Origin of the sequence: Plantactinospora mayteni (assembly GCF_016862935.1) — a bacterium.
GTDB lineage: Bacteria > Actinomycetota > Actinomycetes > Mycobacteriales > Micromonosporaceae > Plantactinospora > Plantactinospora mayteni.
The window spans coordinates 18336-41797 of the sequence record NZ_BONX01000061.1; the positions used below are offsets into that span (position 1 = coordinate 18336).

Annotated in this window: 18 protein-coding genes and 1 pseudogene; 8 read left to right on the forward strand and 11 right to left on the reverse strand. The window is 71.7% G+C overall.

The window, feature by feature from the left end:
• Positions 1-102: 102 nt before the first annotated feature.
• Positions 103-945 (forward strand): S1 family peptidase, encoded by an 843-nt coding sequence (locus tag Pma05_RS37125; RefSeq protein ID WP_203862204.1) that lies wholly within the window; start codon positions 103-105, stop codon positions 943-945.
• 158 nt (positions 946-1103) lie between these two features.
• Positions 1104-2054: a nucleoside hydrolase gene (locus Pma05_RS37130; protein WP_203862205.1), complete on the forward strand. Its 951-nt coding sequence runs from the start codon at positions 1104-1106 to the stop codon at positions 2052-2054.
• 30 nt (positions 2055-2084) lie between these two features.
• Here Pma05_RS37130 and Pma05_RS37135 read toward each other — a convergent pair whose 3' ends face one another.
• The 7 genes from Pma05_RS37135 to Pma05_RS37165 form a co-directional block, all read right to left on the reverse strand.
• Positions 2085-3092 carry a sulfate/molybdate ABC transporter ATP-binding protein gene (locus Pma05_RS37135; RefSeq protein ID WP_203862206.1) on the reverse strand — a complete coding sequence of 336 codons (1008 nt, stop codon included), beginning with the start codon at positions 3090-3092 and terminating at the stop codon, positions 2085-2087.
• A complete protein-coding gene (locus Pma05_RS37140; protein ID WP_203862207.1) occupies positions 3089-3946 on the reverse strand; it encodes a sulfate ABC transporter permease in 858 nt (285 codons plus the stop codon). Before Pma05_RS37140 ends, Pma05_RS37135 begins: the two co-directional genes overlap by 4 nt.
• Complete coding sequence (gene cysT / locus Pma05_RS37145) at positions 3939-4790, reverse strand: sulfate ABC transporter permease subunit CysT (RefSeq protein WP_203862208.1); 852 nt, start codon at positions 4788-4790, stop codon at positions 3939-3941. Before cysT ends, Pma05_RS37140 begins: the two co-directional genes overlap by 8 nt.
• Entirely contained in the window at positions 4787-5803 is a 1017-nt protein-coding gene (locus Pma05_RS37150; RefSeq protein WP_203862209.1) for a sulfate ABC transporter substrate-binding protein, read from the reverse strand. The genes cysT and Pma05_RS37150 overlap by 4 nt, the downstream gene beginning before the upstream one ends.
• Positions 5804-5896: 93 nt before the next feature.
• Positions 5897-6421: an RrF2 family transcriptional regulator gene (locus tag Pma05_RS37155; protein ID WP_239313930.1), complete on the reverse strand. Its 525-nt coding sequence runs from the start codon at positions 6419-6421 to the stop codon at positions 5897-5899.
• Between the two features lie 163 nt (positions 6422-6584).
• A complete protein-coding gene (locus Pma05_RS37160; protein ID WP_203862210.1) occupies positions 6585-6812 on the reverse strand; it encodes a hypothetical protein in 228 nt (75 codons plus the stop codon).
• Between the two features lie 241 nt (positions 6813-7053).
• Positions 7054-7806 (reverse strand): hypothetical protein, encoded by a 753-nt coding sequence (locus tag Pma05_RS37165; RefSeq protein WP_203862211.1) that lies wholly within the window; start codon positions 7804-7806, stop codon positions 7054-7056.
• Between the two features lie 250 nt (positions 7807-8056).
• Between Pma05_RS37165 and Pma05_RS37170 the strand changes: the two genes are divergently transcribed.
• Positions 8057-13555 (forward strand): ATP-binding protein, encoded by a 5499-nt coding sequence (locus Pma05_RS37170; RefSeq protein WP_203862212.1) that lies wholly within the window; start codon positions 8057-8059, stop codon positions 13553-13555.
• Positions 13556-13652: 97 nt separating this feature from the next.
• Positions 13653-15131 (forward strand): MFS transporter, encoded by a 1479-nt coding sequence (locus tag Pma05_RS37175; protein ID WP_203862213.1) that lies wholly within the window; start codon positions 13653-13655, stop codon positions 15129-15131.
• A 146-nt stretch (positions 15132-15277) separates the two neighbouring features.
• On the opposite strand, the gene Pma05_RS37180 is transcribed toward Pma05_RS37175, so the two are convergent.
• Both Pma05_RS37180 and Pma05_RS37185 read right to left on the reverse strand, forming a co-directional pair.
• The gene (locus Pma05_RS37180) at positions 15278-15751 is read right to left on the reverse strand and encodes a Crp/Fnr family transcriptional regulator (RefSeq protein WP_203862214.1); all 474 of its coding nucleotides are present in this window, start codon (positions 15749-15751) and stop codon (positions 15278-15280) included.
• Between the two features lie 172 nt (positions 15752-15923).
• Positions 15924-16604 carry a CBS domain-containing protein gene (locus tag Pma05_RS37185; protein ID WP_203862215.1) on the reverse strand — a complete coding sequence of 227 codons (681 nt, stop codon included), beginning with the start codon at positions 16602-16604 and terminating at the stop codon, positions 15924-15926.
• Positions 16605-16872: 268 nt separating this feature from the next.
• On the opposite strand from Pma05_RS37185, the pseudogene Pma05_RS37190 reads away from it, so the two are divergent.
• Positions 16873-17004: pseudogene (locus tag Pma05_RS37190) on the forward strand (universal stress protein); the annotation flags it as partial.
• A gap of 154 nt (positions 17005-17158) precedes the next feature.
• Here Pma05_RS37190 and Pma05_RS37195 read toward each other — a convergent pair.
• Complete coding sequence (locus Pma05_RS37195) at positions 17159-18199, reverse strand: zinc-dependent alcohol dehydrogenase family protein (protein WP_203862216.1); 1041 nt, start codon at positions 18197-18199, stop codon at positions 17159-17161.
• A 245-nt stretch (positions 18200-18444) separates the two neighbouring features.
• Between Pma05_RS37195 and Pma05_RS37200 the strand changes: the two genes are divergently transcribed.
• Both Pma05_RS37200 and Pma05_RS37205 read left to right on the forward strand, forming a co-directional pair.
• Positions 18445-18822: a PadR family transcriptional regulator gene (locus Pma05_RS37200; RefSeq protein ID WP_203862217.1), complete on the forward strand. Its 378-nt coding sequence runs from the start codon at positions 18445-18447 to the stop codon at positions 18820-18822.
• A gap of 2 nt (positions 18823-18824) precedes the next feature.
• Positions 18825-19520, forward strand: a complete 696-nt coding sequence (locus tag Pma05_RS37205) for a hypothetical protein (protein WP_203862218.1) — start codon at positions 18825-18827, stop codon at positions 19518-19520.
• Between the two features lie 144 nt (positions 19521-19664).
• Here Pma05_RS37205 and Pma05_RS37210 read toward each other — a convergent pair whose 3' ends face one another.
• Positions 19665-20951, reverse strand: a complete 1287-nt coding sequence (locus Pma05_RS37210) for an NRAMP family divalent metal transporter (RefSeq protein WP_203862219.1) — start codon at positions 20949-20951, stop codon at positions 19665-19667.
• A gap of 338 nt (positions 20952-21289) precedes the next feature.
• Between Pma05_RS37210 and Pma05_RS37215 the strand changes: the two genes are divergently transcribed.
• Positions 21290-23462: alkaline phosphatase family protein (locus Pma05_RS37215; RefSeq protein WP_372441623.1), on the forward strand; the 2173-nt coding region annotated here is incomplete at its 3' end.

The following is a 23462-nucleotide window of genomic DNA, read 5'->3' on the forward strand; positions in this document are numbered from 1 at the left end:
ATGTCGGATCACAACGCTGGGATCCCGCGTCGGGGGTTGAATCCGCGTCGCCGAGGACGGATCCTGGCAGTACATCGACAGTCGACAATCGGGGGTTGCGGGATGCGCCTCGTACCGGTCCTCGTCCTCACGTTCGCCGTACTATTGCCCGCCGCCCCGGCCGCCGCACACCGGCACGATGGTGCCTCGCCCGGCCCGGCCACGGTGGCCGAGGTGCGAACCGCCGGAACCGCGTGGGGCGTCGATCCGGCGACCGGCCGGACCACGCTCACCGTCGACGAGTCCGTCGACAACGCCCAGGCCCGGACACTCCGCGCCGTCGCCGCCCGCTCCGGAGCCGTGTTCCGCCGCGAACCCGGCCGCCTGCGCCTACTCATCGCCGGCGGGCAGGCCATCTACGGCGGCACCGGCCGATGCTCCCTCGGCGCCAACGTGCGCGCCGGCGGCACCTACTACTTCGTCACCGCCGGGCACTGCACCCGGGCCGCCTCGACCTGGTACGCGGACAGCGGCCGGACGGTCCCGCTCGGCCCGAACACCGGCAGCAGCTTCCCCGGCAACGACTACGGCATCGTGCGCTACACCGGCAGCGTCAGCCACCCCAGCGCGGTCTACACCTACCCGCAACTGTTGCCGATCACCGGCGCCGGCAACGCGTACGTCGGTCAGGCCGTGTGCCGCAGCGGGGCCACCACCGGAGTGCGCTGCGGCACGGTGACCGCCCTCAACCAGACCGTGAACTATGCCGAGGGGAGCGTCTCCGGGCTGATCCGCACCAACATCTGCGCCGAGCCGGGTGACAGCGGCGGGCCGCTCTACTCCGCGTCGACCGGAACCATCCTCGGCATCCTCTCCGGCGGCAGCGGCAACTGCACCAGCGGTGGGACGACGTACTACCAGCCGATCATGGAGATCCTGGCCGCGTACGGCGTCACCGTCCCGTAGCGCCGGTACGCCGGAGGACGGCCCCGACGGTTCGGGCGCACCGTCGGGTGACCCGCGCTCGACCTGTCGCTGCCGTCGGCGGCGCCGGCAGTGCCGGCGACCCCTGCCGTACGGTTGGGCGAACCGCTGCCGCCGACCTCCGAAACGGGTTGTGTTCCTTGACTACTCCGGTAATCCTCGACTGCGATCCGGGGCACGACGATGCGCTGGCCCTGCTCCTGGCGGCGGCCGATCCCCGGATCGAACTGCTGGCCATCACCACCGTCGCCGGCAACCAGACCCTCGACAAGACCACGGTGAACGCGCGGCGGATCTGCACCGCCGCCGGCATCACCGACGTGCCGATCGCCGCCGGCTGCGCCGCGCCGCTGGTCGGCGAGCTGCGGGTCGCGCCGGAGATCCACGGGGCGAGTGGACTCGACGGCCCGACCCTGGGCGAACCGACGGTGCCGGTCCGCGACGAGCACGCCGTCGCGCTGATCCGCCGGATCCTGCTCGACCATCCGGAACCGGTCACGCTCGTCCCCACCGGGCCGCTGACCAACATCGCGACGCTGCTGCGGGACCATCCGGAGGTGGCGCCGAAGATCCGCGAGATCGTCTTCATGGGTGGCTCGACGGGACGCGGGAACGTCACGCCGTACGGTGAGTTCAACGTGGTGGTGGATCCGGAGGCCGCCGACGTCGTGCTGCGCTCCGGCCTGCCGGTGACCATGTGCGGGCTGAACGTCACGCACCAGGCGCTGGTGACGCCGGACGTCATCGCGAGGTTCCAGCGGCTCGACACCGACCTGGCACGGATCTGCGTCGACCTCATGACGTTCTTCGCGGCGACGTACCAGAACGTGTTCGGGCTGGCCGATCCGCCGCTGCACGACCCGATCGCCGTTGCCCGGGTGATCGACCCGTCGATCGTCGCCTGCGTGCCGGCGCCGGTCTCGGTGGAACTGGCCGGGACCCTCACCCGGGGCGCGACCGTGGTCGACCTGCACCACCGCACCGCCACCCCCGACAACGCCGACGTGGCACTGCACCTGGACGTCGACCCGTTCTGGGACCTGGTGATCGGCGCGGTCGAACGGCTGGCCCCGCCAGCGAACCGCCGGTGACGACCGCGCCCCGGAGCACCGAACGGTGTGTCAGGTGACCGCCGTGGTGGCCGGGAGGTTCGGGCCACTGTCGACGGCGACCGTGCCTGCCTGGATCTCGGGCGCGATCCGGACCCGTACGGTGGTGTCGAGTTGGAGGTGCAGGGCGAGGAACTCGTTGCGGGTGAGGGTGGCGGCGATGACCTGGTCGTCGGCGGTGATCTCGATCCGGATCTCGAAACCGACCCGGGTGATCCGGGTTATCCGACCGGTGGTGGCACCCGGTTCGTGTCCGTCGGCGGGCAGGATCTGTACGTCGTGCGGGCGTACCAACCGGTCGCCGAGTTGGGTTACCGGGCCGAGGAACCGCATCACGAAGTCGTTGGCCGGCCGGTCGTAGAGTTCGTCCGGTGACCCGATCTGCTCGATCCGGCCATCGTTGATCACGACGATCTCGTCGGCGACCTCCAGCGCCTCCTCTTGGTCGTGGGTGACGAAGACGGTGGTGACGTGGACCTCGTCGTGCAGGCGGCGCAGCCAGTCCCGAAGCTCCTTGCGGACCTTCGCGTCGAGCGCACCGAACGGCTCGTCGAGCAGCAGCACGGTGGGCTGCACGGCCAGGGCGCGCGCCAGGGCCATTCGTTGCCGCTGACCGCCGGACAACTGGGACGGCAGCCGGTCGGCGAACTGTTCGAGATGGACGAGCGCGAGCAGGTCGTCGACCCGGCTGCGGATCTCCGCCTTCGGGCGCCGACGGATCTCCAGCCCGAAGGCCACGTTGCGGCGTACCGACAGGTGCTTGAACGCCGCGTAGTGCTGGAACACGAATCCGACGTTGCGCCGCTGCGGTGGGAGGTTCGTGGCGTCGAGTCCCTCGATCTGCACGCGCCCGCTGTCGGCCTGCTCCAGGCCGGCGATGATCCGCAGCAGCGTCGACTTCCCTCCGCCGGACGGCCCGAGCAGCGCGGTGAGCTGGCCGGACGGGATGCTGACGGAGACGTCGTCGAGTGCGACGAACTCCCCGAACCGCTTGGTGACGTTCGCGATCTCGATGCTCAACGCTGTTCCTTAGGGCGGATGACGGAGACGACGATGATGGCTGCCACCGCGACGAGGGTGAGCAGCAGCGCGGTGGCGTAGGCGCCGCCCTTGTCGAAGTTCAGGTATTTCTCCTCGACCACCAGGGTGGCGGTGCGGGTCTGCCCGAGGACGTTTCCGGAGACGACCTTGACCGCGCCGAACTCCCCCAGTGACCGGGCCAGACTGAGTACGACGCCGTAGACCACGCCCCACTTGATGGTCGGCAGCGTGATCCGGCGGAAGGTCTGGATGGCGTTGGCGCCGAGGCTGCGCGCCGCCTGCTCCTGCTCGTCGCCGACCTCCTGGAGCACCGGTACGACCTCTCTGATCACCAGTGGCAGGGCGACGAAGACGGTGGCCAGCACGATGCCGGGGGTGGCGAAGATGACCTGGAAGCCGACGTTCTCCAGGGTGGGCCCGAACCAGCCGCCCCGGCCGCCGTAGACCAGCACCAGGGCGAGGCCCACCACGATCGGCGAGACCGACAGCGGGATGTCGAGCAGGGCGTTCAGTAGTCGTTTGCCGGGGAACTCGTACCGGACCAGCAGGAGCGAGATCCCGACCCCGAACACCGTGTTGATCACCACTGCGGTGACCGCGACGGTGATGGTGAGCCGGAGCGCGTGCACCACGTCGGGATCGTCGAGGATGCCCCGCAGGTCCGTCAGGCCGTTGGCGAACGCGTTCCGCCCGACGAGCGCGACCGGCCAGGCCACCAGCAGCACGAGGTAGACCAGCACGACCAGCCGCAGCAGGTATTTGGCCGGCCCGGGGCGGGGACGGGCCTGGACGGCGGTCGGACGCTCAGCTTCAGCGGTCGAGTGCTCAGCCACGGCGGACCACCCGCCGTTGGATGACGTCCACGGCGACGATGACCGCGAACGAGATCACCAGCAGCACGGCGGCCACCGCCGCCGCACCCTCCAGGTTGTCGTTCTCGATGCTGCTGAGGATCCGTACCGAGGTCACCTCGGTGTGCATCGGCAGGTTGCCGGAGAGCAGCACCAGGGAGCCGTACTCGCTGACGCCACGGGCGAACGACAGCGCCGCGCCGGCCGCGATCGCCGGAGTCAGACTGGGCAGGATGATCCGGCGGAAGACGGTGAACCGGCTCGCCCCGAGGGAGGCCGCCGCCTCCTCGGCCTCCCGGTCGAGTTCGGCCAGCACCGGCTGTACGGTCCGCACCACGAACGGCAGCGTGACGAAGAGGAACGCGAAGAAGACCGCGACCCGGGTGTTGGCGATGTTCACGCCCAGCGGGCTCCCCGGTCCGTAGAGCGACAGCAGCACCAGACCGGCGACGATCGTCGGCAGGGCGAACGGGATGTCGATCAGGACTTCCAGGGCCCGCTTGCCGAAGAACGGCTCGTCGCGGACCAACACCCAGGCGATCGTCGTACCCATGACGACGTTGACCAGGGTCACCAGGAACGCGGTGCCGACCGTGAGCCGGATCGCCGCCGCGGTCTGCTGGTTGGTGACCGCCGACCAGAACTCGGTCCACCCGCCGTCGGCGGCGGTGACCACCACGGCGGTGAGCGGGATGAGGACGAGCAGGCTGAACCAGAGCATCGCCACACCGAGGCCGAGACCCGAGGCCCGGGTGAGGCGCCGACCGCCCCGAGCCGGCCGGCGCCCCCACGCCGGCCGGTCGGGAGCGAGGGTGGCCGATGTCATCGCGCCTTCCCGGACGCGGCGATGATCTTGACGATGACGCCGTCCTTCTCGTCGAAGAACTTCTTCGACAGCGCCGACCAGCTCTCGAAGTCCTTCTCGACGGTGAGCAGCTTCTGCGGGGCCGGGAACGGGTTGTCGGGGTCGAGGGCTCCCTCGACACCGCTGGTGTCGATGCCGTCGATGATCGGCCGAAAGCCCTTGAGCGCGAACTGACGCTGCCCGCCGGAACTGAGGACGAAGCTCAGGAAGGACTGGGCCTTGGGGCCGGCGCTCTTCAGGATCGCGCCCGGGTTCTCGATCAGGATCGTGGTCGACGGGATCACCCAGTCGAGTTTTTCGCCGCTCTGGGTGGCCAGGATGGTCTCGTTCTCGTACGCGAGCAGGACGTCACCGGTACCGCCGAGGAAGGCGGTGGTGGCGTCCCGGCCGCTGTTCGGCAGCGAGACCACGTTCGCGAAGAGCTTGCGCAGGTACTCCTCGGCCTGCGCGTCGGTTCCGCCGTTGGCGGAGACGTGTCCCCAGGCAGCGAGGGCGTTCCACCGGGCCGCGCCGGACGAGGCGGGGTTGGGGGTGACGATCGAGACGCCCGGCTTGACGAGGTCGTCCCAGCCCTGGATGTTCTTCGGGTTACCCTCCCTGACGGCGAGTACCACGACGGACGAGGACACGATGCCCTTGTTGGGGCCGTCGTCCCAGTTCTGGTCGACGAGTCCCGCGTCCACCAACCGGGTCACGTCGCTGGTGACCGAGAAGTGCACGTAGTCCGCCTTGAGGCCGGAGACGACCGCGCGGCTCTGGTCGCCGGACGCGCCGTACGAGGTCTGGAACCGTACGCCCTTGCCGTCGTCGGTCTTGTTCCACTCCGCGATGATCGCCTTGTTCGCCGCCTCCGGCACGGCGTAGCCGACGATCGACAGGGTCGTCGTGTCGCCCGCCGACGACCCTCCGCCGCAGGCCGACAGGGCCAGGCTGGCAACGAGCGTGAGAGCGACCGCCGCTCTGGTCCGGTTCATCTATCTCCCCATTTTCCTATTAACTTGATCGGCTATATCGGTTTTACGCTAGGGCTGCGGGCGTCGCGACGTCAATGGCCGTTCGGTCGGCCGTCAGCCGGTCGGGGACCGTCCCGCGCTGCCGAGCAGGTCAGCCAGCGTGGTCCGGTCGACTATCTCGGTGATCGCCCGGTCCAGCGAGAGCCAGACGTCCCGCAGGCCACCCGCCACCCCGCGATAGCTGGCCAGTGCGGTCGGTCGACCGCGAACGGTCGTGATCAGTACGCCCTCGGTGGCTCGCAGGATGTCGCCGACACTGATCGCCTCCGCCGCACGGGCGAGGGCATGGCCGCCCTCGGTCCCCCGGAAGCTCAGCAGCAGTCCCGTACGCCGCAGGTCCATCAGGATCTCCGAGAGGAAGCTCGCCGGAATCTGGTCCACCGTGGCGATCTCCGAGGTCGTGACCAGGCGTGGGTGGGATTCGGCGATGACGAGCATCGCCCGGATGGCGTAGTCGGTACGCGCGGAGATGTGCACCGCTGATGTGCCTCCGATCGGCGGGGTGGCACCCGGCGAGGGGTCGAGGTCCGACACCCACCGCTCGCCCCTTCCGCCCAACTCCATAATTCCTATCTGCAAGATAGGAATCTTGCAGCCACGGAGGCGGACAGTCAACCGGTCCGTACCGAAGAGAAGGGAATCAGTCGGAAACCTCGCGCTGAACCGCCGTTCTTCGCGATGGATCGGGCTCAGCGTTACGTCCAGAAGCCGGCCGCGGCGCGAACGGCCCGGGTCAACCGGGTCAGGTGTCGCGGACAGTGCGGCGCCCGCCACGCCACCTGGTCGCGTACGGCAGGACGAACAGGTACAGACCGGTGAACAGGAGCAGGGCGAGCGGGAGCAGCGGCAGGTAGAACACCCAGGCGGCAGGCTCCTGCTGCGCCACGGCGACGGTGGCGACGACGACGGAGAGGGTGAAGGCGACAGACAGCCAGCGGTGGAGCTGCCGAACCCACTTGTTCCAGTTCACCGGGACCTCCTCGGAAGACGGGCAACCACGGGCGCCGGCGACCTGCCGGGTGGGGACGTTCGACGCGGTCGCCGCGCGGGCGGGCTCGGCCGAGTGGTGACGTCCATGCCGGTGACGCTAGTTGCGGCTCCCTGACCTGGGCTTCTCGATTCCTGACCGCTTCCGGGGTCGGTCGTCGGCGGGCCGCCACCTTCGGTGGGCCTGCCACGGGGTCCCGACGGTCAGCCGCTGGCCCGTCGACTCAGAGCGGGAGCAGGTCTCGGGCCAGGGCGCGCTTGATCCGCCACTCGTCCGGTGATCCGGTCCAGCGGGGAAAACCTCCGCGCTGGAACACCTGGTTCAGATAGCAGACGAATGGTGTGGTCGTCTCGCCCGCGAAGAGCCCGTCCACGCAGCCGTCGGGCAGTACGACTCCGTAGGGCGGGCCGCCACTGACGTTCTCCTTGTGCAGCCGGTCCGGCGCGAGGGGCAGCACGAACAGGCCGGCATTCGGGGCGTCCTCGGAGTGTTCCCGCCAACCATCCCACTCGGCCCCGAAGTAGTCTCGGATCGACGGGTGGTCGGGGTACCGCGAACCCTCCAGTTCGATGACCAGCGGGTCACCGGAGGCTGACCCCGGCCACTGCGGGTGGCTTCCCACCAGCCAGACGTCTCCGACCAACCGCGTCCAGGAACGGATCGTCATGGGGACGTCGCCGAACCGTTCCGCCAGCCAGTCCGCGTGCGCGGACGCCGAGGCGGTGGGGGCGGCGTGTGGCGTCACCGGGGTCTGTTCGTCGTCGTTCGCGTGGAATCGGTAGCCGTCCGCGGTGAGCCGTTCGACGAGGACCTCGACGTTCTGGCGGGCCCGGCGGGCCATCTCGTCGCAGACCAACTGCGCCTCACCGGCAAGGTCGGAATCCCGCCGAATGGTGCCGCCCAGTTGGCGCAGCTCATGCCAGACCTGTTCCCGTCGCCCGGCGAGATAACGGTTCAGCCATTGCGGCGACGTCATGGCGGCGATCCTGCCACGCCAGCGCGGCGGGCATGATCACACCCTGCGGGTGCCGGCATCGCCGCTGGCCCGACGGTCGCGCCGGGGGCGGGGACAGCCAAAAGGTTTTGTTGGGTTCCTACAAACCGGGCCGCATACTGTTCGGTGTCCACGACATGGCGCTACCAGCCCGCAGGCAGAAGGGTGATCAGGGCCGGGGGCATTCGTCCCGTGGCGAGTTCGTCGTGGGTCTACCGGAGGGGTCGGTCGGGTGTTCAGCCGTATCGCCATCGTCAACCGTGGTGAGGCCGCGATGCGCCTCATCCACGCGGTCCGAGAGCTGGCTGCGGAGACCGGGACGCGGATCGAGACCGTCGCCCTCTACACCGACGTCGACCGCACCGCCACATTCGTACGCGAGGCGGACCTCGGCTACTACCTCGGCCCCGCCTCCGCGCGTCCGTACCTCGACATGACGGCGCTGGAGCGTGCGCTCCTGCGGTCCGGGGCCGACGCCGCGTGGGTCGGTTGGGGCTTCGTCGCCGAGGACCCGGCGTTCGCGGAGCTGTGCGACAAGCTCGGGGTCACCTTCGTCGGGCCGAGCGCGGACGCCATGCGGCAACTGGGCGACAAGATCGGCGCGAAGCTGATCGCCGAGGAGGTCGGCGTCCCGGTCGCGCCGTGGAGCCGCGGCGCGGTCGAGACCCTGGACGCGGCCCTGGCGGCGGCGACCAAGATCGGCTACCCGCTGATGCTGAAGGCGACCGCGGGCGGCGGCGGGCGCGGCATCCGAGTGGTCACGAACGACTCCGAACTCTCCGACGCCTTCGAGCGGACCAGCCAGGAGGCGGCGCGGGCGTTCGGCAGCGGCGTCGTGTTCCTGGAACGCCTGGTCACCGGTGCGCGACACGTGGAGGTCCAGGTGATCGCCGACGGCCAGGGCACCGCCTGGGCGCTCGGCGTCCGCGACTGTTCGGTGCAGCGGCGCAACCAGAAGGTGATCGAGGAGTCGTCGTCGCCGGTACTCAGCCCGGCGCAGGCCGCCGAACTCAAGGCGTCCGCCGAACGGCTCGCCGTCGCGGTCGGGTACCGGGGTGCGGCAACCGTCGAGTTCCTCTATCACCCCGGCGACCGGCTGTTCGCGTTCCTCGAGGTCAACACCCGGCTACAGGTCGAGCATCCGATCACCGAGGCGACCACCGGGTTCGACCTGGTCAAGGCGCAACTGCACGTGGCCGCGGGCGGGCGGCTCGAGGGCGAGCCGCCGGTGGAGCGCGGGCACGCCATCGAGGCCCGGCTGAACGCCGAGGACCCGGACCGCGACTTCGCGCCCTCCCCCGGCCGGATCGTCCGGCTGGACCTGCCGGCCGGGCCGGGCATCCGGGTGGACACCGGTGTCAGCGAGGGCGACACCATCCCGGCCGACTTCGACTCGATGATCGCGAAGATCATCGCCTACGGTCGTGACCGCGCCGAGGCGCTCGGCAGGCTGCGCCGGGCGATGGCGGAGACCACGGTGGTCATCGAGGGCGGCGCGACGAACAAGAGCTTCGTGCTCGACCTGCTCGACCAGCCCGAGGTGATCGACGCCAGCGCGGACACCGGCTGGATCGACCGCGTCCGGGGTACGGGCCGGCTGGTCGCGCACCGGCACTCCGCCGTCGCGCTGGCGGCGGCCGCCATCGAGACGTACGAGGAGGAGGAAGGCGTCGAGCGGCGGCGACTGCTGGCGACGGCGTCCGGCGGGCGCCCGCAGGTGCAGCACTCCAGCGGCCGACCGTTGGACCTCAAACTGCGCGGCGTCGGCTACCGGATCCGCGTGGCACGGATCAGCCCGCACCGGTTCCGGGTCGGCATCGAGGCGGGCGGCGGCGTGCACACCGCCGACGTCGAACTCGACCGCTTCGACCGGCACAGCGGACAGATCGTCGTCAACGGCAACCGGTACCGCCTGCTCACCGGGACGCACGGGCCGACCCATCTGGTCGAGGTGGCCGGCGTGACGCACCGGGTCAGCCGGGACGAGGGCGGCGTCGTCCGCTCCCCGATGCCCGCGCTGGTCGTCGCCACGCCGCTGCCGGTCGGCGCCGAGGTCGAGGCCGGCGCGCCGGTACTGGTGCTGGAAGCCATGAAGATGGAGACGGTACTGCGGGCGCCGTTCAAGGCGCGGCTGAAGGAATGCGCCGTCTCCGTGGGCAGCCAGGTGCAGGCCGGCGCACCGCTGCTGCGGCTGGAGCCGCTCGGCGACGGGGCCGCCGACACCCCGGCCGTTGCCTCCGTCGAACTGGACCTGCCGACCGCGCCCGAGGAGATCCCGGCGCGGCAGCGCACCCGGCGCGGCCAGGAGGACCTGCGCGGCCTGCTGCTCGGCTTCGACGTCGACCCGCACGACGACCGCCGGGTACTCGACGACTACCTCGGCACCCGGCGGGCGGCCATCGAGGAGGGCCGCCGGCCGCTGGCCGAGGAACTCGACCTGGTCAACGTGTTCGCCAACCTCGCCGAACTGAGCCGCAACCGGCCCACCGGCGAGGACGGCGGCGGCGAGGCCCACGTGCACAGCGCCCGGGAATACTTCCACACCTACCTGCAGAGCCTCGACGTCGAGCGGGCCGGGCTGCCGGACGCGTTCCAGGCCAGGCTCGCCCGGGCACTCGGGCACTACGGTGTCACCGAACTGGAGCGCTCCCCCGCGCTCGAAGCCGCCGTGTTCCGGATCTTCCTCGCCCAGCAACGCGCCTCCGCCGACGCCACCGTCGTCGCGACGCTGTTGCGCGCGTGGCTGCGGGAGCCGCCGCCGGACGAGTCGCTGCGCGAGCCGGCCGGTCTCGCGCTGGAGCGACTGGTGGCCGCGACCCAGGTCCGCTTCCCGGTGGTCGCCGACCTCGCCCGGGGCGTGGTGTTCGCCTGGTTCGCCCAGCCGCTGCTGCGGCGCAACCGCGCCCTGGTCTACGACCGGGTCCGCACCCACCTGCGCCACCTGGACGAGCAGCCGGACGCGCCGGACCGCGCCGAGCGGATCGCGGAGATGGTACGCAGCACCGAGCCACTGGTCCGGCTGCTCGGCCGGCGGCTCCACCGCGACCACCTCGACCACGCGGTCATGCTGGAGGTGCTGACCCGGCGGTACTACGGCAACAAGGGGCTCACCGGCGTCAACACCCGCGAGGTCGCGGGCTGCACGTTCGTGGTCGCCGACCGGGCGGGCTCCCGCCTCGTCTCCGCCGCGGTGCGCTTCGACGCGCTGGGCAGCGCGCTGCGCGGGCTCGCCGAACTGGCGGGCGGCGAGGACGCCGTCGACGCCGACCTCTACCTCGGCTGGGAGAACCAGCCGGAGGACTTCGACGCGACGGTCGAGGCGTTGCTCGATGTCATCGGCGCGCACCCGCTGCCGCCGCAGGTTCGCCGGCTCACCACCACCGTGGCGGGACGGCGGGGGGCGGTGATGCACCACCACTTCACGTTCCGGCCGTCGAGCGGCGGGATGGTCGAGGAGCGGCTGATCCGCGGCCTGCACCCGTACATCGCGCAGCGGATGCAGATCGAGCGGCTGCGCGAGTTCGACCTGACCCGACTGCCGTCGTCGGACGAGGAGGTCTACCTCTTCCAGTGCGTGGCCCGGGACAACCCGTCCGACGAGCGCCTCGTCGCGTTCGCGCAGGTACGCGACCTGACCGAGCTGCGCGAGCAGGACGGCCGGCTGGTCGCGCTGCCGACCACCGAGGACACCGTGGCCGCCTGCCTCGACTCGATCCGCCGCGCGCAGTCCCGGCGCCCGTCGAAGACGCGCTTCAACACCAACCGGATCGTGATCTACGTCTGGCCGCCGAGCGGCCTCACCCGGGAGGAGATGGAGATGATCGCCGGGCGGGTACGCCCGACGACCGCGGGTGCCGGGCTGGAGGAGATCCTGTTCATCGCGCGGCAGCGCGACCGCAGGACGGGCGAGCTGACCAAGATCGCGGTACGGATCTCCTTCGACGCCACCGGCGGTGCCGAACTGACCGTCGGCGAGCCGCCGGTCGAGCCGGTCGAGCCGCTCGACGACTACCGGCTGAAGGTGCTGCGGGCGAGCAGCCGCAACACGGTCTACCCGTACGAGCTGACCGGCCTGCTCGGCGACTTCGTCGAGTACGACCTCGACGGCGAGCACGCGCTGGTGCCGGTCGACCGGCCGAAGGGGCGCAACAGTGCGGCGATCGTCGCCGGCGTGGTCAGCACCCCGACCGCACGGCACCCGCAGGGCGTCACCCGGGTGGTGCTGCTCGGCGACCCGACGAAGTCGCTCGGTGCGCTGTCGGAGCCGGAGTGCCGTCGGGTGATCGCCGCGCTGGACCTGGCCGAGCGGATGCGGGTACCGCTGGAGTGGTACGCGCTCTCCGCCGGCGCCCGGATCTCCATGACGTCGGGCACCGAGAACATGGACTGGGTGGCCGCCGCACTCAAGCGGATCGTCGAGTTCACCCAGTACGGCGGCGAGATCAACATCGTGGTCGCGGGGATCAACGTCGGCGCCCAGCCGTACTGGAACGCCGAGGCGACGATGCTGATGCACACCAGGGGCATCCTGGTGATGACGCCGGACTCGGCGATGGTGCTCACCGGCAAGCAGTCGCTCGACTTCTCCGGCGGCGTCTCCGCCGAGGACAACTTCGGCATCGGCGGCTACGACCGGGTGATGGGCCCGAACGGGCAGGCACAATACTGGGCGCCGAACCTGACCGCCGCGCGGGACGTGCTGATGTCGCACTACGAGCACACGTACGTCGCGCCGGGCGAGCCGGCGCCACGGCGGGCGACCAGCACCGACCCCACCGACCGGGACGTCTCCGACTTCCCGCATGCCGTACCCGGCAGCGACTTCAGCACCGTCGGCGAGATCTTCTCCGCGACCGCCAACCCCGATCGCAAGAAGCCGTTCGACATCCGGACCGTGATGCGGGCGCTGGCCGACCAGGACCACCCGGTGTTGGAACGCTGGGCGGGGATGGCCGACGCGGAGACCGCGGTGGTGCAGGACGTCCATCTCGGCGGCATCCCGGTCTGCCTGCTCGGCATCGAGTCACGCACGGTACCCCGGCGCGGCTTCCCGCCCACCGACGGCCCGGACACCTACACCGCCGGCACGCTCTTCCCGGCCTCCTCGAAGAAGGCCGCCCGGGCGATCAACTCGGCCAGCGGGAACCGGCCGCTGGTGGTGCTGGCGAACCTGTCCGGCTTCGACGGCTCGCCGGAGTCGATGCGGAAACTGCAACTGGAGTACGGCGCCGAGATCGGCCGGGCGATCGTCAACTTCCGTGGGCCCATCGTGTTCTGCGTGATCTCGCGGTACCACGGCGGCGCGTTCGTGGTGTTCTCGAAGGCGCTGAACCCCGAGATGACCGTACTGGCGCTGGAGGGCTCGTTCGCCTCGGTGCTGGGCGGTGCTCCGGCCGCCGCCGTGGTCTTCTCCGGCGACGTCGACGCCCGTACCGCGGCCGACCCTCGGGTACGGGACCTGGAGGCCCGGGTCGCGTCCGCCTCCGGCGCCGACCGGGCCGCGTTGACCGCGGAACTCGACGAGCTTCGCGGGTCGGTCCGGGCGGAGAAGCTCGGCGAGGTGGCCACGGAGTTCGACCGGGTGCACAACATCCAGCGTGCTGTCGAGGTCGGCTCGGTCGACGCCGTCATCCGCGCGGCCGACCTCCGCCCCCGCGTCATCGAGGCCATCGAGTCACATCTGCGTCGACCGGCCGAGGGCGGCCGGCACAGCGCGGGAGGGCGGCGCTGACCGGCTGAAACCCGGCATGCCACACCAGAAGGGATCCGGTCCGCCCGGCTGTTTCACACCATCGGGGTGATGCCGGCTCACCGAACCGCGCGACACGGTGTCCCGGTGGCCTTCGGGGCGCCGCCTGGGCGCGTGGTTCGGGGCCCGGAGCCGTCGGGTCCTGGGCGGCCCGGGACGCCTGCGCGTCGTCCTGCTGCTCGGCGCCGTCCTCGCGCTGAACAGCGCCGACACCGGCACCATCGGCGCCGCCGCCGCGCAACTCGAAGCCGACCTGGGGATCAGCCACGCCCGGTTGGGTCTGCTGGCGTCCGCCTCGTCCGGCGTCGGGGCCCTCGCGGCGATACCCATGGGAATGCTCGCCGACCGGGTCAACCGGGTACGCCTGCTCACGGTCACGGTAGCCGCCTGGGCGGTCGCCATGATCGCCGGCGGTCTCTCCCCCGACTACCGCTGGCTGCTCGCCTCCCGGCTGCTGCTCGGTGCCGCCGTCGCCGCCTCCGGTCCGGTGGTGGTGTCGCTGACCGGTGACTTCGTCCCGCCGGCGGACCGGGCGGCCGTGCTGGGCTGGATCCTCACCGGCGAGATCGTCGGCGCCGGGGCGGGGCTGCTCGCCGGTGGTGCGATAGCCGCCGCGCTCTCCTGGCGGTACGCCTTCTTCCTGCTCGCCGCCGCCAGCCTGGCGCTGGCCGTGTCGCTGCTGCGGCAGCTACCCGAACCGGAGCGCGGCGGCGCGTCCTGGCTCTGCGGCGATCCGCCAGCGGACGACGGCGCGGACGACGAGCGCGTCGACGGGGAGCACCCACACGGCTCCGACGGCGACAAGGTGCGGGACGTGGTCATCGCCCGGGGTATCGAACCGGCGCCCGAGCGGATCCTGGCCGAGGACGCGGACGAGATCCCGCTGCGGCGCGCCATGGTCTACCTGCTCCGGATTCCCACCAACCGGCTGCTGATCATCGCGTCCGCGAGCGGCTACTTCTTCTTCGCCGGGCTGCGTACCTTCGCGGTCGTCTTCGCGACCCAGCACTTCGGCGTCTCGGAGGGGCTGCTGGGGGCGCTCGCCCTGGTCGTCGGCACCACCGCGCTCGCCGGGGCGGTGGCCGGTGGCCGGTTCACCGACCGGATCCTGCACCGTGGCCGTACCGACGCCCGCGTCCTGGTGCCCGCCGTCGGCTACAGCGCCGCGGCGCTCCTGCTGCTGCCCGGCTTCCTCATCTCCTCGATCGGGCTGGCGCTGCCGGTCATCGCCCTCGGCACCGCCGCGCTCGCCGCCGCCAACCCGCCACTGGACGCCGCCCGGCTGGACATCGTGCCGGGCAGGATGTGGGGGCGGGCCGAGAGCCTGCGTACGCTGCTGCGCCTCGCGGCCGAGGCGGTGGCCCCGGCGGCCTTCGGCCTGCTCGCCGACGTACTCGGCGGCGGCGGTTCGGCCGGCCGTGCCGGCGGGCTGCGCGACGCCTTCCTCGTCATGCTCCTCCCGCTGCTGCTCAACGGGCTGATCATGCTGCTGGCCCGGGGCAGCTATCCGGTCGACGTGGCCACCGCCACCGCCTCGGACCGCCGATCCCGGCGGTGATCAACCCTCGGCCCGCGCCCGACCAGTGCCGAAGTCGGGGTACGCGGCCAGTTCCGCGCGTACGGCCTGACCACCCGCTGGCCTGCGGACCGGCAGGCACGTGTGGCGGTGCGCGGGCTGAGGGGCAGGTTCGGGGTGCGGACGGGCTACGAGGCGCGTGGCTCCGGGTAGCCGTACAGGTCGAGCAGGCGGGTGCGGGTGGCCTGCAACCGGTCCAGCATGACGGCCATGAACCGACGGTTCAGCTCGTAGCCGAGCGCGGTGTCGTCCGTCATCAGGTGCCGTACGCCGGACGCGTCGAACTCGACCGCCCGGACCGGCTCGACCGCCACGGCCCCGAACTGCCACCGCTGCGGCGGGAAGAGCCAGGACCAGCCCAGCACCTCGCCGGCTCCCACGGTCTCGATGACCACGTCCCCCCGGCCCGGCGTCGGCAGGTCCAGCGCCACCCGCCCGGTACGCAGCAGCCAGAAGCGCATCGCCGGCCGTCCCCCCGCGAACAGCCGGTAGCCACGGTTGCGGAACACCGGGTGGGCGTAGGCGGTGAGCCGGTCGAGCCAGGCCGGGGCCAGACCGTCGAGGAACGGCTGCTCGGCCAGCAGGTCACGGGTACTTGTCATGGCTCTCCCCAATCGCCGAATCGGACCCGGTCGGGCTGGGTTCTGGCTCGCGGATCATCAGGGCGTCCGAGCCCGACCGGGTCGGCACTGGCCCCTCCATCACATCTCGGGTTCGGGCCGGTCGACCAGGGCCCAACGGCCCGAGCCGGCCGCCATCGGTCCCGCCCGGCGATCAGCACGGGTTCCGCCCGACCCCGGCCGGCCCGGCGTCGTCCAGCTCGTACGTGAGGTGGTCCTGCACCGCGACCACCCCCGGCACGGACCCGACCAGTCGGACCGTCAGCTCGGCCAGCGAGCGCCGATCGAGGTGTCCGCGCAGCGTGACGACCCCGGCGTCGACGTCGAGGCGCACCTCGAACGGTTCCAGCCACAGGGTCCGCCGCAGTACCTCGTCCGCGATGTCGCCGCGCAGCTCCGCGTCGGAGCGCAGGTGCACCTTCAGCACGTCGGCACGGGAGACGATCCCGACCAGGGTGCCGTCGTCGGCCACGACCGGAAGCCGCTTGACGCCCTTCTCGGCCATCAGCCGAGCGGCGGCGTGCAGCGAGGTCCCCGGCCCGGCGGTCACCACCGGCACGCTCATCAGGTCCCGTGCGGTCCTGCTCTCGCCCTTCGCCCGCGTCGCCCGCCGCCGGCCGGGGACGAGGCGGCGGGCGACGGTTCCGGCGAGTTCGACCTTGCGCAGCAGGTCGGCCTCGGAGACCACGCCCACGACCCGCCCGGCCGGGTCGACCACGGGAACCGCGCTGATCCGGCGTTCGGCGAGGACGTCGACGATCGCCCGGTAGCTGGCGTCCTCGGGCACCGCCACGACGTCGGCGGTCATGACCTCCCACACCGTCCATCTCCGCACGGCCTGCTCCCTCCCGAGCACCCCACCCGGTACCCGCCGCGACGTCTCCGGTCCGCCCACCGGAACGTCTCCGGGGCCCGCCCACCGGAACGTCTCCGGGGCCCGCCCACCGCGACGGCGGGTCCTCCCGTCCATGGCACGTCGACCGGCCCGGGCGTGGGCAGGGCCGAACGGCCCGGCCGTGGGTGGCGATCGACCCTTCAGCTCCTGCCGGGCCGGTTTCGCCCGGGATCGGTGCGGCGCCATCCGGCCTGCCGGCACCGGGTAACTGGTGATCGTCGGCTCCCGAGGCCGTGACGGCTTCGGCGGGCTGCTGCTCGGCTCGATCAGCCAGCAACTGCTGCACCACGCACACTGCCGGGTCGCGGTGGTCCGGGAACTCCCGTCGGCCACCGGCTGACCGCACGCGGCGGCCCGCCGCCCGCCGTCCCTACCGGTGCCGCCGGGGTCCCCACCGGATCCCGGCGGCGAGGGCGCGGCGGGGGCGGCGGCCCGCCCCGTGGCGTGGCCACCCAAACCCGGCCGATGCCGCCGCTGTCGTCGTCGTACCGGGATCAGTCCTGCGACAGGACGACCTTCAGCGCGCCGGTCTCGGCCGGCCTGGTGAAGGCGTCGTACGCCGCCATGAAGTCATCGAGCGCGAACCGGTGCGTGATCATGTGCCCCACGTCGAGCTGACCGGCGGCCAGCATGCCGAGCAGGTCCGGCGTCGAGTACGTGTCGACGAGTCCCGTGGTGATCGTGACGTTCCGGCTCCACAGCTCCTCCAGGTGCAGTACGGCCGACTTGCCGTGCACCCCGATGTTCGCCACCCGGCCGCCGGGGCGGACGAGCGTGGTGCAGGTCTCGAACGCCTGCGGCGTACCGACCGCCTCCATCACCACGTCCGCGCCGAGCCCGCCGGTGAGCGCCTGGACGGCCTCCCGTGGGTCCTCGCCGGCGTCGACCGCGACGTCCGCCCCGAACTGCTTGGCCGCCTGCAACCGGCGCTCCGCCCTGTCGACCGCGACGAGGTGCGCCGGGGAGTACAGCCGGGCGGTCAGGATCGCGGCGAGCCCGATCGGCCCGGCCCCGACCACCACGACCGTGTCGCCCGGCCGGACCTGACCGTTGAGTACACCCACCTCGTAGGCCGTGGGCAGGATGTCGGCCAGCATGACGGCGGTCTCGTCGGTGACGTTCGCCGGCAGCCGGTACGTGGACAGATCGGCGAAGGGCAGCCGGGCGTACTGCGCCTGCACGCCGTCGACGCGGTGGCCGAGGATCCACCCGCCGCCGCCCAGGCACTGCCCGTACCGGCCGGAGCGGCAGTAGCGGCACACGCCGCAGGCCGAGATGCAGGACGCCAGTACGCGGTCGCCCCGGCTCAGGCCGGTGACCCCCGCGCCGACGTCGACGACGGTGCCGACGGCCTCGTGCCCGAGGATCCGCCCGGGCTGGACCTCTGGTACGTCGCCGGCCAGGATGTGCAGGTCCGTGCCGCAAATTGTCACGGTGTCCACCTTGACGATCGCGTCCCGGGGGTCCGTGATCGTGGGCTCGGGGACGTCCCTCCAGGACTTCTGGCCCGGCCCGTCATAGACGACTGCTTTCATCAGCGCCTCCATTCCTCCTGCCCTCAACCTGCTCCCCGGGCGGCTTACCCGGCAGGGCCGGCCCGCACCCGAGGACGGGACCAACGTCCCGGCGAAGTCACCCGGAGGGATCGGGGTGGCGCCGGATCGGGGTAGCGCCGCCGCCCTGAAGCGGTCACTCGCGGCGCTCCACGGCGACGTGCGGAACGCCGCACCCGACTCCAGCGGTATATCGCGGCGCCGAATAGTGTTGTATGATGCATCGCATGATAGCGGCGGGAAACGAGCCGGCTCATGACAGCGACCGGCAGACCCAACTCCTCCGCGGAGCGCTGGACATGTGTCTGCTGGCACTGCTGGCACGCGAACCCGTGCACGGCTACGAACTCGTGCGGCGGATGGAAGCGGCCGGCTTCGGCGCGATCAGCTACGGCACCATCTATCCACTGCTCACCCGGATGCGTCGCCTTGGCCTTGTCGCCGACGAACAGCAGGTGAGCCCCACCGGCCCGCCCCGCAAGGTCTACGCGCTGACCGGCCCCGGCCGGATCCAACTGGATGCCTGGCAGAAACAGTGGACCCGCTTCGTCGAAACCGTCGACGGCATCCTCACCCCGTCCGACCACGACCTCACGAGGAGTTGACCGTGGACCCCATCGACACCGTCTTGGCCGAGGCCGACCGCGCCTGGCGCGCCTACGGGGTCGGTCCGGCGGACCGAGCGGCATTCGCCGCCGATCTGCGCCTCGACCTGGAAGCCGCAGCCGCCGATGGACGCGACCCCATGCTGTTGCTCGGTGACGACATACCCGGCTTCGCCCGACGGCTCGCCGACGAGGCCGGCGTCCAGCGGGTTCGCGGGAGCTACCGCCGTCTTCTCGGCACCGCGCTGACCGGTGCGCTCCTCGGTGGCCTGCTCGGCTACGGCGTCCTGGTCGCGCTGTACCCGCTGTTCGTACGCCTGGTGGACCTCCCCCGCTCGGTCCAGATACCGATCCAGCTCGCCGTCGCCGTCTACTACGGCGTACCGGCCGCGGTGGTGGTTGTCGGAGCGGTCGTCGCGGTGCGGCTCCGACTCTCCGACCTGCCCCTGATCCGAAAAACAGCCTGGATGATGAGCCTCCTGGTGCCGACGGCCGGCATCCTCGTCACACCGGTCACCATGGCGTTCGCCCGGACCACCGGCTACAGCACCAATGTCGAGGTGGTGGTCGCGGAGGTGGCGATCGTGCTGGCCACGCTTGCCGGCGCCACGGTGCTGGCCCGTCGCCTGTCGCTCCGCGATCACCAGGGGCCCTCCGACACCGCCGCCACCGACGCCACGAAGATCAAGCCCGCCTGACCTGCCCGGCCAGCCGGCAACCCGGGTGCAGACTACGCCGCAGCGGTCCGGGTCACCCGGGTCGACCAGCGCCCGGCGGGACGCCGAGCTTCTCGGGCGTACCCGGGCTGCGCCGCAGCGTGCCGACCGCCCGGACCTGCCGCGTCACAGCGGGATGAGATGTAGTTGTTGGGCGAGGTAGACCAGAGCGGCGAGGCTGACCATGATCGTGATCGCCCAGCCGGCGGTGAGCAGGCCGCGATGGATCTGCTGGCCGGCGACGAGCCTCGGGTTCGCGGCGACGAGCACGAGCAGGATCAGCCCGATGGGTGTGGCGATGCCGGCGACCACGCTGGCGAGGAACAGCAGGCGTATCGGCGGGATGCCGGACATTCCCAGCGCGGCGCCGAGCGCCGTCTGCGCGATGATCACGGCGTAGAAGCCGGGGGCCTGGCGCAGGCTGCGGGACAGTCCGCGCCGCCAGCCCATGGCGGCGGCGGTGACGTAGCCGCCGGTGGCCGCGATGATCGGTGTGGCGATGATCGCGGACGCGAGCAGGCCCAGCGAGAACAGGGTACTGGCCAGTGGCCCGGCCACCGGGCGCAACGCCTGCGCGGCCTCCTGGGCGCTGTTGGGATGCTGGTTGTGTACGCCCAGGGTGGCTCCGCTGGAGACCAGGATCGACCAGAAGATCACCGTGGCGAAGACGGCTCCCGCCACGCCGTCGAACTCGCGGGCCTTCAGTTCACCCGCCTGGGGCGGCCCTTCGACCTGTTCCACCGTCTGCCAGACGTACATGTAGCTGGTCAGGGTGGTGCCGAAGATCGCCAGCGCGCCGGCGAGGTGGTCCGAGTTGAGCCGGGCCGAGGGCACCAGACTGCCCCGGGCCACCGCCGTCCAGTCCGGGTGCGCGAGTACGACGGCCGCGCCGTAGAGGAGCAGGATCAGCATCATCCACTTGAGGACCCGTTCCACCTCGTCGTACTTGCCGATCACGAGCAGCACGACCAGGGCGGCGCCGAACGCGGGCACGAGCCACGGCGACGGTGTCCCGGTGAGGATGCCGAGGGCGGCTGCTCCGGCCGAGAGGTCGGCCGCGATGGTCACCACGTTGACCGCCAGGATCGACGTCAGCAGCAGTGCACCGAGCAACCGGCCGTAGCCGTCGCGCACGGCCTGCTGGAGATCTCGGCGGGCGAGTACGCCGACGCGGGTGGCGAGGATCTGGACGACGGCGATCGCCGGCATCATGAGCAGCGTCAACCAGGCGAGTCCGTAGGTGGTGGTCGAGCCGACGACGACCATGGTCGCCACGGTGGTCGGATCGGTGTCCGCCGCGCCGGAGACCAGCCCCGGCCCGAGGGCCCTGATCCGCGATCGACGTCCACCGCGGCTGCTCCGAGGGCGGTCCGGCGGCGCCTTCCCGCTCCCGCCGGACGGCGGCTCCGCCACGTCCCCACCCCTGTCCGCTGGCCGACCTGGAAGGCGCGTCGGTGAGGGCCGCCGCCGATCGCCCGCGTCACCCGGGCGGAACCACCCAAATATAGCCAATAGATGGGTAACTAGGCAGCTGGCTCCTCAGCCGGTTCACGCCACCCGACGCTCACCACACGTGGCCCCGACAACGCTGGCTGCCCGAGCGACGTGATCGCGGATCGCGGCACGTCTCGGCTCGCCGATCGACCGGTCGGTCGAGGAGTCCGCCGTGCGGCGGTGTTGTCATGATCACATCCCGCTGTCGCGCCGTGACGGCCTGGGTTGGCGTGGCGGTGCTGTGTCAGGGTGGTGCGGTGAACCAGCCCGCCGATCCGTCGCGCACGCCGGCCATGGTGCCGCCCGGACGGGTACGGCTGGTACGCGCGGAGTTGCGGGCCTGGCGCCCCACCCTGGCCCGCCTGCTCGGGCTGTTGCGCAGCGCGGTCACCTCGTTCGTCGTACTGGCCGGCATGCTCTGGCTGATGCCCGGTGTCGACGCCTACGGGTTGTCCGCCGTACTGTGGCTGGTCGTACTGGTCGCGTGCGTCGGCGCGCTGCTGCGACCGCTGCTGCTCGCACTGGCCACCGTGCTCGGCGGCCTGGGTGCGATGGTGGTCGGCGCCAGCGTGCAGACGATCGTGATGTACGTCGCGCTGCGGCTCGCACCCGACGCGAAGATCTCCGGGTTGCCGGCGGCGTTCGTGGCATCGTGGATCGCCGCGGTGCTGGCCACGCTGGTCGACTGGTTGACGGATTCGGGCACCGACGACGTGTTCGTCGGTGCGGCGCGGCGGGTGATGCGCAGGGTACGCCGGGCGGGTGGCGGAGCGGGCACACCGGCCGGTGGGGACGGGCTGCTCGTCGTGCAGCTCGACGGCGTGTCCGCCCCGTTGATCCAGTGGGCGGTACGGACCGGCAACCTGCCCACCATCGGCCGATGGCTCCGCAGCCGCAGCCACCAGCTACGCACCTGGCACACCGGGATGCCGGCGACGACCCCGGCGGCCCAGGCCGGCATCCTGCACGGCGACGTCCGATCGGTGCCGGCATTCCGCTGGTACGAGAAGCAGAGCGGTCGGCTGATGGTCACGAACCGGCCCCAGGACGCGGCGGTGGTCGAGCGCCGGCTCTCCGACGGCCACGGGCTGCTCCGGGACGGCGGGGTGAGCATCAGCAACGTCTTCTCCGGCGACGCGCCCACGACCCTGTTCACGATCAGCCGCGCGGCGCTGCCCGGCCGCTCCACCCGGGGGTACGCGTCGTTCATGACCTACGGCTTCAGCCGGGCGATCGTGCTGGGCCTCGGCCGGGTACTCAAGGAACTGCACCAGGCCCGCGCGCAGCGGTTGCGCGACATCCGACCCCGGGTCGGCCGGTCGGGGGCGTTCCTGGCGTTGCGGCCCCTGGCCGGCATGCTGCGCGACGTGAACGTCTCCTTGATCGCCGAGCAGATGGCGCTGGGCACCCCGGTGATCTTCTGCGACTTCGTCGACTACGACGAGGTCGCCCACCACGCCGGGCCGGCCCGGCCGGAGGCGATGGAGGCGCTGGGCCGGCTCGACGGGGTACTCGGCATCATCGAGCGGCTCTCGGCCGGCGCGGACCGCCGCTACCACCTGGTGGTGCTCTCCGACCACGGCCAGAGTCAGGGTGCGACCTTCCGGCAGCGGTTCGGGGAGCCGTTGGCGCGGGTGGTGGATCGACTGGTCCGTACCGGTGCCACCGCCGGCGGGCGGACGGGACGGGTACCAGCGCAGGCCGCGACGGCCGACGTGAGCGGCGCGGTGGAGCCCTGGGGTCCGGTCAACACGCTGCTCACCGAGATCACGGCCCGGCGGGGTGTCACCGCGGCCTCGACTCGGGCGGCCGTCCGCTCGCGTACCGCGGACCGCGAGGTGACGCTCGGGCCGGCCGGCGAGGAAGCCCGCCGAGCCGCCGGTACGGAGGCCGAATCGGTCGTCGTGGCCTCCGGCAACCTGGCGATGGTCTACCTCACCCGGCACCCGGGCAAACTCAACCGGGCCGAGATCGACGCCGCCTACCCCGGTCTGGTCAGTGGGCTGGCCGCCCACTCCGGGATCGGGGTGGTCGTGGTCGGCGGCGAGGCGGGCCCGGTGGCCGTCGGCGACCGGGGCGAGCATCACCTGCGCGACGGACGCGTCGACGGTACGGACCCGTTGGCCGGTTACGGCCCGTTCGCCGCGGCTGACCTGCTCAGACATCAGGAGATGGACCACGTGGGCGACCTGGTGCTGATCAGCACGGTCGACCCGGTCACCGAGGAGGTCACCGCGTTCGAGGAGCTTGTCGGCAGCCACGGCGGGCTGGGCGGCTGGCAGACCGACGCCTTCCTGCTACACCCGGCCGACTGGCCGGTCACCGAGGACCCCCTGATCGGGCCGGCCAGCGTGCACCGACAACTGGTCGCGTGGCAGCACCGGCTACGGCTGCGGGCCGACACCCCGCCGGACCGGACGGTCGAGCCAG